The organism is Bacteroides sp. D2 (assembly GCF_025147085.1).
Classification (GTDB): domain Bacteria; phylum Bacteroidota; class Bacteroidia; order Bacteroidales; family Bacteroidaceae; genus Bacteroides.
Map to the genome: position 1 here is coordinate 770,414 of NZ_CP102261.1, position 13,353 is coordinate 783,766.

At 40.3% G+C, this 13,353-nt stretch carries 11 protein-coding genes and 1 pseudogene; 2 read left to right on the top strand and 10 right to left on the bottom strand.

Translation table 11 applies throughout. From position 1 onward, the window contains the following. Nucleotides 1-42 precede the first annotated feature (42 nt). The 4 genes from NQ505_RS02700 to prfB form a co-directional block, all read right to left on the bottom strand. Nucleotides 43-510, bottom strand: coding sequence for a CYTH domain-containing protein (locus tag NQ505_RS02700; protein ID WP_008998040.1), 468 nt, complete (start codon nucleotides 508-510; stop codon nucleotides 43-45). A gap of 119 nt (nucleotides 511-629) precedes the next feature. Beyond that, entirely contained in the window at nucleotides 630-1,682 is a 1,053-nt protein-coding gene (locus NQ505_RS02705; protein WP_032853241.1) for a porin, read from the bottom strand. Between the two features lie 235 nt (nucleotides 1,683-1,917). Further along, nucleotides 1,918-2,052 (bottom strand): hypothetical protein, encoded by a 135-nt coding sequence (locus tag NQ505_RS02710; RefSeq protein ID WP_008998042.1) that lies wholly within the window; start codon nucleotides 2,050-2,052, stop codon nucleotides 1,918-1,920. Nucleotides 2,053-2,136: 84 nt separating this feature from the next. After that, a protein-coding gene (gene prfB, locus NQ505_RS02715) for a peptide chain release factor 2 (protein WP_143256892.1) occupies nucleotides 2,137-3,253 on the bottom strand; the annotation gives its coding sequence in 2 pieces (ribosomal slippage) (nucleotides 2,137-3,189 and nucleotides 3,191-3,253; 1,116 coding nt in all). 99 nt (nucleotides 3,254-3,352) lie between these two features. Here prfB and NQ505_RS02720 point away from each other — a divergent pair. Continuing rightward, entirely contained in the window at nucleotides 3,353-6,271 is a 2,919-nt protein-coding gene (locus tag NQ505_RS02720) for a M16 family metallopeptidase (protein ID WP_032853243.1), read from the top strand. Nucleotides 6,272-6,458: 187 nt separating this feature from the next. On the opposite strand, the gene NQ505_RS02725 is transcribed toward NQ505_RS02720, so the two are convergent. After that, nucleotides 6,459-8,273, bottom strand: a complete 1,815-nt coding sequence (locus NQ505_RS02725) for an AMP-dependent synthetase/ligase (protein ID WP_008998044.1) — start codon at nucleotides 8,271-8,273, stop codon at nucleotides 6,459-6,461. Nucleotides 8,274-8,382: 109 nt separating this feature from the next. On the opposite strand from NQ505_RS02725, the gene NQ505_RS02730 reads away from it, so the two are divergent. Continuing rightward, entirely contained in the window at nucleotides 8,383-9,453 is a 1,071-nt protein-coding gene (locus NQ505_RS02730; RefSeq protein WP_008998045.1) for a M20 family metallo-hydrolase, read from the top strand. Nucleotides 9,454-9,536: 83 nt separating this feature from the next. Here the strand turns inward: NQ505_RS02730 and NQ505_RS26225 are convergent. From NQ505_RS26225 to NQ505_RS02760, 5 genes and pseudogenes are all read right to left on the bottom strand, one after another. Next, nucleotides 9,537-10,718 (bottom strand): annotated as a pseudogene (locus tag NQ505_RS26225) (redoxin domain-containing protein). Between the two features lie 99 nt (nucleotides 10,719-10,817). Then, entirely contained in the window at nucleotides 10,818-11,837 is a 1,020-nt protein-coding gene (locus tag NQ505_RS02745; RefSeq protein WP_008998046.1) for a DUF2059 domain-containing protein, read from the bottom strand. Nucleotides 11,838-12,114: 277 nt separating this feature from the next. Then, nucleotides 12,115-12,387, bottom strand: coding sequence for a DUF5127 domain-containing protein (locus NQ505_RS02750; RefSeq protein WP_157179058.1), 273 nt, complete (start codon nucleotides 12,385-12,387; stop codon nucleotides 12,115-12,117). Continuing rightward, nucleotides 12,380-12,553 carry a DUF4964 domain-containing protein gene (locus NQ505_RS02755; RefSeq protein WP_083852299.1) on the bottom strand — a complete coding sequence of 58 codons (174 nt, stop codon included), beginning with the start codon at nucleotides 12,551-12,553 and terminating at the stop codon, nucleotides 12,380-12,382. The genes NQ505_RS02750 and NQ505_RS02755 overlap by 8 nt, the downstream gene beginning before the upstream one ends. 71 nt (nucleotides 12,554-12,624) lie before the next feature. Continuing rightward, nucleotides 12,625-13,329 carry a hypothetical protein gene (locus tag NQ505_RS02760; RefSeq protein ID WP_032853245.1) on the bottom strand — a complete coding sequence of 235 codons (705 nt, stop codon included), beginning with the start codon at nucleotides 13,327-13,329 and terminating at the stop codon, nucleotides 12,625-12,627. Nucleotides 13,330-13,353 lie beyond the last annotated feature (24 nt).

Below are 13,353 nucleotides of genomic sequence, written 5' to 3' on the forward strand. Positions count from 1 at the left end.
TTTTTTATACTAAGAACAAATATACGGTTTATTTGTTAACGTTCACCACGTTTTATACGGTTTTTTCATTAGCTGTGAGTTATAGTAGCGTATATCTCCGGTTACCTCCTCACCAATAAAACCGGGTTTCACAAAGACCTCATCTTCTGACTCAAGCTCTACTTCAGCCACGATAAGACCTTCATTCTCACCATAAAATTCGTCGACTTCAAATATATGCTTGCCACTGCGCACCAAATAACGGGTCTTGTCAATGATCCCCGGTTCGCAAAGTTTCATCAATTCTTCCGCTTCTGATAAAGGCAGTTCCTTTTCCCACTCATAACGGCTGGTACCGGAAGCATTAGAGGCTCCCTTTATCGTCAAATACCCCTTATCATCCCGAATACGAACCCGAACAGTACGCCCACGAGCACTACTGATATACCCTTGTACAATGCGACTCTGCGCAAAAGCCAAAGATTTGAATTCACCGGTAACCAAAAATTTACGTTCTATTTCTTGTGCCATGACACAAAGATAAATTAAAAATTGAAAATTGAGAATCAAAACGCTGTAGTTTTCTGATACACGGTGTGAGGTATCAAACTATCATTTTTTAATTCTCAATTTTCAATTCTCAATTTATATCAGAATCTCGTCATGAATTCAATCACGATTTTATCCCGTTCCGATTCTTTAGGGATTCCGGAGTTCTTATAGAAATATTTTTCGAAATTCAGCCGGAGGTCGGCAATGAAGGCTTTGGAAAGACTTAGTGTGATTCCACCTGTCACACGATGGCGAGCATAATCATTAATAATCAGGGCTTTTGTTGTTTCATCCATTTTGCCATCACTATGATCGGTCATCATGTCATAGCGGGCCAGGAAAGAAATCTTATTAAATACCTTTTTCAATGGCAAATCGTAATTAATAAAGCTATTCACTGCATGAACATCTTTGAATGTTTCATGCCCGTACATTTTATATAAATATTCCGCTTCAATATGAAAACGATCATTCTGATAATAAATACCGGCATCATACATATTAATACGCACATTTTCCGGTTTTATCATTTGGGTGCTGAGTGTCAGATTCCAGTTCTTATTAGGTAATAGCTGTGCTTTTATGGAATAATTCAGCGTTTTGTGCCATTCCTTTTGATTGGTCAAACCGGAGCCGTTGAATAATCCTCCTTCAAGGATAAAAGGGAAGCCACCTTTATTCGTATAGCCAGCCGTAAAACCAACGTCACGCACATTTCCTACTTGTTTAGCTATGAATGAGCGATTTGCAAAATACTGTTGATGTGGTGAACGGTGAGCGTCTATTGTGAAAGGAACGCGCATCTGACCAATCGTAAAATTCAGGTCTTTCACCGGAAAAACACGTGCATACGCATCAAGCATCTTGATAGAGCCTTCATCGGAAAGGTCGATTTCCGCTTTATAAGCAACTATCGGATGCACATTTCCCGAAACACTGAAGCGTGCATTACGTACTTCAAAACGGCTTTCACTTGTTTCTGTCTGGTATTCGTACTTTCCCCGGATTGTTCCGTGAATCTCCGGCAGATAATCCTTAAACTCCATGGTCTGCTTATCCAGCATCTTACCATCCCCTGCATCTTCTTTTGCCTGTCCAAAGGCCATTGTCGCCAGCAAAAGCATAACGACGGTTGTTGTGATTCTACTCATTTCAGTTGTCTGCTACTAAATTCATGGCAAAAGTACAACTGTGAGGATACACGGAGATGACAAATTGAATACGGGAAAATGACAGAAAAGTTACATTTATATTACAGGGAATACAGATGCATTACAAAACAAAGAGTTCACCACAGATTACGCAGGTTAACACAGACCGGAGTTGATATTCATCCTATCAATAGCCAAACAATCTGAGTTGACCGTGTAATTTGTGGTGAACTTATCAGCCGAAAAAGGAAAATGCGATCAGCATAATCAATGCCAAAATAATTAATGAGACGAACACTATTTTGACAACCCTCTGGGCTTGTTCTTCTTCTTTCTTACTAATTGCTACTTTTTTCTTCACCTTACCCATAATAGTTAGCTTTAAAGTTCAACGCTAACAAAGTAAGTACAAATCTATTAACTTTCCAAAAATAACTCTTGCTAATTTTATTTTTTATGATTCTTGTGAAGAAAACTCCATCAAATAAGCTTTGATAAAACCATCTATTTTGCCATCCATCACGCCGTTCACATCCGAGGTTTGATAGTTGGTACGGTGGTCTTTCACACGACGGTCATCAAATACGTAGCTTCGGATTTGAGAACCCCATTCGATTTTCTTCTTACCGGCTTCCACCTTCGCCTGTTCTGCCATACGGTGCTGCAATTCCTTATCATATAAGATAGAACGTAACTGACGCATTGCATTCTCACGGTTCTTCGGTTGGTCACGGGTTTCGGTATTCTCGATCAAGATTTCTTCTTCCTCACCGGTATAAGGGTCTTTATACTGATAACGCAAACGGACACCGGACTCCACCTTATTCACATTCTGTCCACCGGCACCACCGCTTCGGAACGTATCCCAAGAGATATTGGCAGGCAAAATATTAACTTCAATACTGTCATCTACCAACGGAGTAACAAACACAGAAGCAAAAGAGGTCATACGTTTACCCTGCGCATTGTAGGGAGAAACACGGACCAAACGATGCACACCGTTCTCTCCTTTCAAATAACCATAAGCAAAGTCACCTTCGATATTGATAGTACAGGTCTTGATTCCGGCTTCATCCCCTTCCTGAAGGTTGGCAATGGTAGCTTTATAACCATTCGTCTCGGCATAACGCAAATACATACGCATCAGCATGGAAGCCCAGTCCTGACTTTCCGTACCACCGGCACCTGAATTGATTTTCAGCACACAATCCATCTGGTCGGCTTCATCACGAAGCATATTTTTGAGTTCGAGTGCCTCTACCGCCTCACTGGCTTTTGCATAAGCAGCATCTACATCTTCCTCAGTCACCAGTTCTTCTTTATAGAAATCAAATGCCAGTTCGAGTTCGTCTGCCAGCGTTTTGAGTTCGTTGTAACCCTCAATCCACTTTTGCAGGTCTTTCACCAGTTTCATTTGAGCTTCGGCTCTCTTCTGGTCATCCCAGAATCCCGGAGCTTGTGTTCTTAATTGCTCTTCTTCGACTTGAATTTTCTTCCCGTCGATGTCAAAGATACCTCCTCAGCGCATCAGTGCGCTCTTTCACGTCTTTAAGTTGTTCAATAGTAATCATTTGATTTACAATTTTATTATTTACAAATTTCAGATATCGGGGACAAAGATAAGCAAAATTCTGCTACCTTTGTTTTTGTTATTAAAATGTTGTCATATTATGAACAAACGATTGAAACTTTCTTGCTTGTCACTCTTCCTGGCATTAGTGATTTGCAGCTGTAGCTCACAAAAGAAGTATAGCTACGAAACAGTGCCCAATGACCCGCTAAAAGCCCGCATTTACACACTGGACAACGGACTAAAGGTTTACCTCACCGTAAACAAGGAAACTCCGCGCGTACAAACATTTATCGCAGTAAGAGTGGGCGGGAAGAATGACCCGGCAGAAACGACGGGACTTGCCCATTATTTCGAACATCTCATGTTTAAAGGCACCGACAAGTTTGGCACACAAGACTACGCGACCGAAAAGCCTCTGCTGGATGCAATCGAACAACAGTTCGAAATTTATCGTAAGACTACGGATGAAGCGGAACGTAAGGCGATCTACCATACCATCGACAGCCTTTCTTACGAAGCTTCCAAGTATGCTATCCCTAATGAATATGACAAATTAATGGCAGCCATCGGATCTACCGGCAGCAATGCTTATACCTGGTATGACCAGACGGTCTATCAGGAAGACATTCCTTCCAACCAGATAGAAAACTGGGCGAAGATTCAGGCAGATCGTTTTGAAAACAATGTGATTCGTGGTTTCCATACTGAATTGGAAGCTGTATATGAAGAGAAAAATATGTCACTCACCCGTGACAACAGCAAAGTGCAGGAAGCTATTTTTTCTTCTCTTTTCCCCAAGCATCCTTATGGAACGCAGACTGTGTTAGGTACACAGGAGAACCTGAAGAATCCTTCTATCACGAACATTAAGAACTACTATAAACAGTGGTATGTGCCTAACAATATGGCAATCTGTATGTCCGGCGATTTAGACCCGGATGCAACGATTGCATTAATCGATCAATATTTTGGTGGATTGAAACCCAATCTGGAACTTCCGAAACTGGACTTGCCGAAAGAGGCGCCAATCACGCAACCAGTTGTAAAAGAGGTGTTAGGTCCGGATGCCGAAAGCGTTGCACTGGCTTGGAGATTCCCCGGTGTATCCGACAAAGACTTTGAAATCCTGCAAGTCGTTTCGCAAGTATTGTACAATGGAAAGGCAGGACTTATCGACCTTGATCTGAACCAGCAACAGAAGGTCTTGAATAGTTACGGTTACCCGATGGGACTGGCAGATTACTCTGCATTGCTGTTAGGAGGACTTCCTAAACAAGGACAAACACTGGAAGAGGTAAAAGACTTGCTACTCAGCGAAATCAAGAAGCTCCGTGCCGGAGAGTTCGACGAGAAAATGCTGGAAGCAAACATCAACAACTTCAAGCTCGGTGAACTGCAAAACATGGAAAGCAACGAAGGACGTGCCGATATGTTTGTCAACTCATTTATAAACGGCACAGACTGGAAAAATGAAGTTACTGCCATCGACCGCATGGCCAAACTGACCAAAGAAGACATCGTAGCGTTCGCCAACAAATACCTGAAAGAAGATAATTATGCCGTTATCTACAAAAAGCAAGGAAAAGACCCGAACGAAAAGAAGATGACGAAACCGGAGATTACTCCTATCATAACCAATCGTGATGTAGCCAGTCCGTTCCTTGTGGAGGTACAGGAAAGCGCAGTTAAACCGATTGAGCCTGTGTTCCTCGACTATCAAAAGGATATGAGCCAATTAAAGGCAAAATCGGATATTCCGGTTCTTTACAAGCAGAATGTAGCCAATGACCTGTTCCAATTGATTTATGTCTTTGATATGGGAAACAACCATGACAAAGCTTTGGGAACAGCATTCGATTATCTCGAATATCTCGGTACTTCGGACATGACACCGGAAGAACTGAAAAGTGAATTCTATCGCCTGGCTTGTACTTTCTATGTTTCTCCGGGTAACGAACGCACGTATGTCGTACTTTCCGGACTGAATGAGAATATGCCTGCTGCCGTACAATTATTCGAAAAGCTACTGGCAGATGCGCAGGTTAATAAGGAAGCCTATACTAATATGACCAGCGATATACTGAAAGCCCGTTCGGACGCCAAACTGAATCAGGGACAGAACTTCTCCCGTTTGATGAGCTTTGCCATGTACGGTCCCAAATCCCCTGCCACCAATCTACTGACGGAGGCGGAACTGACAAATATGAATCCACAGGAACTGGTAGACCGGATTCACAATCAGAACAGCTACAAGCACCGTATTTTATACTACGGCCCAAGTAGCAGCAAAGATTTACTGGCTACCATCAACCAATATCATCAGGTTCCGGCAACCCTGAAGGATATTCCTGCCGGAAACGAGTATTCTTATCTCAAAACTCCCGTTACTAAAGTTCTAGTAGCTCCTTATGACGCCAAGCAAATATACATGGCACAGATATCCAATCTCGATAAGAAGTATGATCCTGCCATTGAACCTATCCGCGCATTATATGATGAATACTTCGGAGGGGGCATGAACTCTATCGTCTTCCAGGAAATACGTGAAACACGTGGATTGGCTTATTCCGCCTGGGCTAGCATAATGCCGCCGAGCTACTTGAAGTATCCCTATGTACTACGTACACAGATTGCCACGCAAAACGACAAAATGATTGATGCCGTCACTACATTTAATGACATCATCAATAATATGCCGGAATCCGAAGCTGCTTTCAAACTGGCTAAAGACGGATTAACCAACCGTCTGCGCACCGAACGTATCATCAAAGGTGATATTATCTGGAGTTATATCAATGCACAAGATTTAGGGCAAAACGTAGACCCGCGTATCAAGCTCTACAATGACATACAGAATATGTCGCTAAAAGATATTGTCGATTTCCAAAAGCAATGGGTAAAAGGACGTACGTATGTTTATTGCATCCTGGGAGATAAGAAAGATTTGGAGCTGGATAAATTGAAAGCTGTAGGTCCTATTGAAGAATTGACCCAGGAACAGATCTTCGGATATTAAAAGAAATGATCCGGCCATAAATAATTAGCAGGTGTCAAAGCACCCCTAAACACAAAGTTTACCCCTGTTACAGATTGAACTGTAACAGGGGTAATACTTTTAAAAAGAGCTCCAATACACTCTTTTTTATTTCTGATTTATCATTTACGGTTTACCGTTTCATTTTTAACGATAAGCCGCTTATCGCCTATTTCTCACTTTCTTCGTACATCTTCTCTATCTGTTCACTATAATTCTTGGCAACCACCGCCCGTTTCAGTTTCAGTGTATTTGTCAATTCTCCACGTTCCATGCTGAATGGTTCAGGCAGTAAAGTGAAACGTTTGATTTGTTCATAGTGCGCAAATTGTTGCTGAAGTGTATCGATCCGCGCACGGAACAGTCCTACAATCTTCGGATGCTGCAACAGTTCCGTCATATCCTTATATTCAATACCCTTTTCTTTGGCATACTCTTTCACGAATCCATATACAGGAACAATCAGAGCCGAGACAAACTTACGTTGATCGGCGATAATGGCAATCTGGTCGATATAACGGTCAATGACCAACTTCGTTTCCAAAGCTTGCGGAGCAACGTACTTGCCGTTTGATGTTTTGAATAAATCTTTAATACGTTCCGTCAGGAAAAGCTGTCCATTTTTAAAGTAACCGGCATCACCTGTATGGAACCAACCATCCGGCTCAATAGCAGCAGCTGTGGCTTCCGCTTTTTTGTAATAGCCTTTTGTGATCGTCTTACCCCGAAGCAGGATTTCATTGTCTTCGCCAATCTTCACTTCAAGTCCCGGCAATACAACGCCTACCGAACCGATGTCATAACCAACCGGCAGCGTACAAGATACAGTAGCCGTAGATTCCGTCAGTCCATATCCTACCACCATATTGATTCCTACCGAATGAACGAACTCATTGATTTCATCGGGAACGGCAGCACCGGCAGTCGGGAAAAAGTTACCATTCTCAATACCGATTGTTTTTTTCAGCAGAGAATAGATAGTCTTTTCGTAAAACTTATATTTCAGTTGATTCATCACCGGAGGAGTCTTTCCCAGACGCAGATAATCCAGATTATGGATTCTACCTACCCGGATAGCATCCAACATCAGTGCTTTCTTCAATCCTGTTGTTTCGTTTATTTTTTCCTGCACTCCTGCATACACCTTCTCCCAAAAACGGGGAACACTGCACATCAGTGTCGGGCGAATTTCCTTAATGGTTGTCTGTATATCTGCCGGACGGAGATTGATACAAATCTGCACTCCTTTATGAATACAGAGATAACACCATGCTTTCTCAAACACGTGTGTTAATGGAAGGAAATTCATCGATACATCCTTATCCGACATCGTCGTCAAACGGTCATCATGTGTATGAAACTGTTCCAGATAACAGGAATGATGAAGCATAACCCCTTTCGGTTCCCCCGTTGTGCCGGAAGTATAGAGAATATTTGCCAAGTCATCATAAGAAGCCCGCTCCGTACGTTCTTCTACCGTATCATTATGAGGCAATCCCTTTCCCGTCGCCATAAATTCATCAAAATAGATAGACGATACGTCACGAGGGTCTTTTACCACCGAACGGTCAAAGATTATCAGTTGTTGCAAAGAAGAACAGAAACCAAAGATACTGAAAGCGGCATCATACTGGTATTGCTCACCGACAAAAAGAAAACGAATCTGCGCATCATTAATGATATATTGTGCCTGCGCAGGTGAACTGGTTGCATAGAACGGAATGGTTACCGCCCGGTTGGCAAATGCACCAAAGTCTACATAGAACCATTCGGGTTTATTCTGTGAAAATATACCGATATTCTCTTGTTCTTCCACTCCCAATGCCACGAAAGCATTAGCTGCTTGCCGTACTGTTCCGGAGAACTGCTTCCATGAAATAGGAATCCATTGAGCTGTCTCATAGTCGCGGTATTTTAAGGCTACCTTGTCGCCATATTTTTCGGCCTGACGATGGACCAGGACAGATAAATGATGATAAGTCATACTCTTTGTATTAGTAAATATGGTACAAAGGTATTAGTTTTATTTGAAACTATTGCTCAAAACGACTATCTTTGTGCAAAGATTAAGATATAGATAAAAGATTTGCACTATGAAATATGATATTCCGTATATGTCGACAGAGGCTGTAAGCCTACTTAAATCGCTGATTAGTATCCCTTCAATCAGCCGGGAAGAAACCCAGGCTGCGGATTTCCTGCAAAATTATATTGAAATGGCAGGTATGCAGACCGGACGTAAAGGAAATAATGTGTGGTGCTTTAGCCCTATGTTTGATTTGAAGAAGCCTACTATTTTACTTAACTCACACATAGACACAGTGAAACCAGTTAATGGTTGGCGGAAAGATCCGTTCACTCCACGTGAAGAGAATGGTAAGTTATATGGGCTAGGAAGTAACGACGCCGGCGCCAGTGTTGTTTCCCTATTACAGGTGTTCCTGCAACTATGTCGTACTTCACAAAAATACAATCTGATTTATCTTGCTTCCTGTGAAGAAGAAGTTTCTGGAAAAGACGGAATTGAGAGCGTATTGCCGGGACTTCCTCCTGTTTCATTTGCCATAGTGGGCGAACCGACGGAGATGCAACCTGCCATTGCCGAAAAGGGATTAATGGTATTGGATGTTACTGCCACAGGTAAGGCGGGACACGCCGCACGCAACGAAGGAGACAATGCTATTTACAAGGTATTGGACGACATTGCCTGGTTCCATGATTATCGTTTCGAGAAAGAATCACCGTTATTGGGACCTGTGAAGATGAGTGTCACTGTCATCAATGCCGGCACACAACACAATGTCGTTCCTGACAAATGTACGTTCGTTGTCGATGTTCGAAGCAACGAACTTTACTCAAATGAAGAACTGTTTGCGGAAATCAAGAAACATATTTCCTGCGAAGCACAAGCCCGTTCATTCCGCCTCAACTCTTCACGAATCGACGAGAAACATCCGTTTGTTCAAAAAGCTGTGAAGCTGGGACGTGTGCCTTTCGGTTCTCCAACCTTGTCCGATCAGGCATTAATGTCCTTTCCATCGGTGAAAATAGGTCCGGGACGCTCGTCCCGTTCACACACGGCAGAGGAATATATTATGCTGAAAGAGATAGAAGAAGCTATCGGGCTATATCTGGAATTATTGGATGGACTTCTTATTCAATAAAAGTCATTGGTGAATTGATAGTTGTTATCATACTAATAACTTTCAACTATCAATTCACCAATACAATAAAAACAAAACAACGATTATTCAAACAATTTCGATAAAGCTTCTTCCAGCTTTTCCCCCCTCAAATTCTTGTCTATAACTATGCCTGTAGGATCTACAAGAAAAGTTCTGGGTATAGCATAAATGCCATATACGTCACCAGCATCCACATCTAATAATTGTGTCCAGTTCATTCCAAGTTCTTCAATAGCAGCCCTCCAAAGTTTCAGTTTCCGATCTGTAGATATGCTAATCACCTCAAATCCCTTAGAAACATATTTTTCATAGGCAGCTTTCACATTAGGCATTTCATGCCTACAAGGTCCGCACCATGAAGCCCAGAAGTCAATCAAGACATATTTTCCCTTACCTACATAATCAGACAAGAGCTTCATGTTACCAGTATTGTCTTTCACTTTAGCATCCGGGAAATGTTCCCCAATCTTTATCTTAGCGTCCATCTCCTTCCGCTTCTTTTATTCTTCACGCTGCTCCGGAGTTATTCTCTTTTCAACTTCCGCCTTCATACGCAACTGTGCCTGATTCTTCTTTTCCACAATGTTTCTCACCAAATTATTTTGTGAAAATATAGGCGAAGCTTCTTTCATCAAAATCTCCATATCCTCAAAAGGCATCATCATACCTCCAATGGAGAAAAGGTATATACCCACTATACTATTCTTATAATCCCTTATACAATGTGATACAGAATCCATTTGTGCAAGAAATTTCTTCTCTATCTTATCATATCTTGCTCTAAATGCAGTATCATTCACCATCTTATCAGCAAATTCTTCAGATTTCATTCCGGTCATTAACTTATAAATACTATCTGATGTTTTTAGCATATTATCCATTATAAGCTGCATACGATTTAAAGCTATATTCAATGAATCATTTAAGGGTGTTCCCCCTCTCTCGTTCGTAGCAGTATTCACAGATATTTTTCCTTTTTCAAGAATCAACGGATAGGTTTCTCCATCCATATCCTTGATAATTGCAATATCCGGCATCTGATATACACCGGAAAAAGAGAACTTTCCTTTTTCCACTGTTGTGCTGTCCAAAACAACTTCTTTAGCATTCTTTCCATCTCCCTCTCCCATCAAGCATAAATACAACAATTGATTATTCAATTCCTCATTAGCAATACCTTTGATTGAGTATTTCTCTTGGGCCGAAGAAAATATAGCAATAGCACAAAACGTGCATAGAATCATAATTCGATTTCTCATATAGAATAAATTTATATCAAAAACAGTAAACGCTCATGTTCATATACCTACTATTATCATTTCAAATTCCGATCATCATTTAAACTAATAATAGATCTTCTTATCTTTCTTATCGGAAACGGCCTGATAATCTTTCACTTTTATATCAAAATATGATTTAGACCTTCCATCGTCATTAGAAGGCAACTGTTCTTTATCCTTTTCATGCGGCAACTCAAGAATATCTATTTCTTTCACACTCTTCTTCAGTTTCGGGAATAAAAGACTGATATAAATATATTTATGATTAAATCCTTTGACAGCCAACAGCCTACCCATCGGAGCTCCACCATCATATCCTCGCACATTATATTCATCGCCACTTTTCTTATCAACAATCTTAAATCCCGGACTATAATACAACCATTGCCAATCCCAATAAATAGGTTGTATGAATGTCACTTTAGTATCATTCTTTCTCCTTTCAATCGAATATAAAGAAGGACTTGTAGACCTCCCATTCTCATACGCTTTCTCATACACTTCTTCAGGAACTACAACTATACTATCACTAGGAAGCATATAAGCTTGTGCATATAACTCTTTATCACGCTTCTTCTTTTGCTCATATTCCTTCAGCCGTTGTTCATCTCTTTTTACTCGTTCACTTCTCTCCGGCATTACTTCTTTGAACATCTCTGTCTGGAGTTGCTGCACTAACAACGGCATTGCCTCACGCATAACAATCAACGAAGCCTCTTTATATTTTTCACCTACAGGAGATTCATAAAATGCAGCAACAGCTTTCAATTCTTCCAATGTTAAATGCTTCTCATAAATAGGCATATACATTTCAAATATCTTTTTTTCCATCTTCTGTTTCCATTTTTTAGCAAACTCATTCCAATAAGCCTCATTTTCTTTCGGCACATTTAATTTCATTATAGAAGATAATTTCTGGAAAAAGTCATCCGTAGTGGTCGAAGTACCAGAAAAGTCCATAATCTTTTTCAATGTTTCTTTGTACTCATTTGTCGCATTTGTATTTTGTGCAGAAGCAGGTAAAATTAAAGTAAACAGCGCAATTATACACATCATTACTTTGGGAAGGAAAATGTTTTTCATAATTATCTAATTTTATTTATAGGATTTATATTGATTCCATGTTTTGTCCCGCATTTCTTACAAAGATACACATTAAACCAACATCATTCAATAGTATATTACAATCAATAAGGTTGCTATTCACGCCCTCCATAAAGTACGAACAAACGAAATATCCCCTATTCATCTTTAATTATAACTTTCAGGTGCCTACTCTATCAAGATTATCTTGAACAATTCATTTCATCTTTTGAAACGATATTATTACCTTTTTCATCCAAAACCGCCTCTAATAATTTTATGAAATAGGCACCCGTTCCGATCTTCCCCATGCCGGATACTTCTTCCCCTTGTTGACCCATAACTTCTGATTCTCTCGGCCCGTTTTCATCAGTACCAATCCATTCTTTTCATACATTTGCGTAGACTGCCCGGCACAAAATGCCTTATGCGAATCCATCTCAAAATAAATAGCCACATCATGTCCTTTGCCGTCAAGAGCTTTGGTCTGATAAGAGATATAATTAACCGGACGAGCAATAGCCTGCATAAAAAGTTTCTCACTACCCATAAAACGATATCCCCCCATCTACTCGCAAGAAACCAATAAAGGGGAGTTCTTTACCACTAGCGAAAGATATATTCTTTTCGTTGAGTTTGTCGGCGGCGGACCATAATGTCACGTGCGGATGTAATGTGAGCAATGGGGTAGCGGGCGCGCGAAGATCATTTTTGATGGTTTCGTCCGACTACTTCACGCTTGTGCAGGCTACAAAAAGCAAAGCCAGCAAGTAAACAATATTTCTTTTCATTTCATAAATCGATTATTTATTCTTTTATCCTTAATTTTAAAAACCATCATAGGCAGAAGCAGTAACAATACAGCTAATATAATAGGACCAATTCTCACTGATGATGGGGATGAAGTTATTAGTTCATTCATATTACAGCCCAAATGCAAATCAAAAGGGAAAGACCATCTAGACCATTTAGCTACTATAAGCCCTTTTTTCATAATCATTAATCCTGGGGATGTACGCACAATAGTATTAATTAATCTATTGTCAGCTAAGCATATCATTATTTCTGGATTTAAATTCTCTTTAAATTGTAATACCTCATTTCTAGTAGAAGCTGTCAGACAGTAAACATTGCATTTATTGTTCCCTGCATACAATGCAATTTTATTTATTGTATCATACTGAATGTCTGACAATATTGATAAATCAGGTATCAGCAAAAAGAAAGAGTATTCAGAATCCAATAAAACCTTATCAGTTATATCAATTATTGTTGGTTTATTTTCTTTGTCAAATTTAATATTTTGAATTGAAAAGTCTGCAATTGATTTCGTATTTTCTATGTTTAAAGAATTGATACGGGTTTCAACATATGTCCACTCACCATTTTGCCAAGGAGCTGTTTCTGGAGTGAAAACTTTTTCCTCACCATCCTTTCTATAAATCAAAGATACTTGATCTTTGTTTTTCTTATTTATTGAGTCAAAAGGCATAAGCTTTGCGCCAACATGATAAGG

Bases quoted from the DNA above. Each gene is read 5' to 3' on its own strand.
- NQ505_RS02750 (WP_157179058.1), bottom strand. From the start codon at position 12,387: ATGGGTAGTGAGAAACTTTTTATGCAGGCTATTGCTCGTCCGGTTAAT.
- NQ505_RS02730 (WP_008998045.1), top strand. From the start codon at position 8,383: ATGAAATATGATATTCCGTATATGTCGACAGAGGCTGTAAGCCTACTT.
- NQ505_RS02720 (WP_032853243.1), top strand. From the start codon at position 3,353: ATGAACAAACGATTGAAACTTTCTTGCTTGTCACTCTTCCTGGCATTA.
- NQ505_RS02745 (WP_008998046.1), bottom strand. From the start codon at position 11,837: ATGAAAAACATTTTCCTTCCCAAAGTAATGATGTGTATAATTGCGCTG.
- NQ505_RS02700 (WP_008998040.1), bottom strand. From the start codon at position 510: ATGGCACAAGAAATAGAACGTAAATTTTTGGTTACCGGTGAATTCAAA.
- NQ505_RS02705 (WP_032853241.1), bottom strand. From the start codon at position 1,682: ATGAGTAGAATCACAACAACCGTCGTTATGCTTTTGCTGGCGACAATG.
- NQ505_RS02760 (WP_032853245.1), bottom strand. From the start codon at position 13,329: ATGCCTTTTGACTCAATAAATAAGAAAAACAAAGATCAAGTATCTTTG.
- NQ505_RS02710 (WP_008998042.1), bottom strand. From the start codon at position 2,052: ATGGGTAAGGTGAAGAAAAAAGTAGCAATTAGTAAGAAAGAAGAAGAA.
- NQ505_RS02725 (WP_008998044.1), bottom strand. From the start codon at position 8,273: ATGACTTATCATCATTTATCTGTCCTGGTCCATCGTCAGGCCGAAAAA.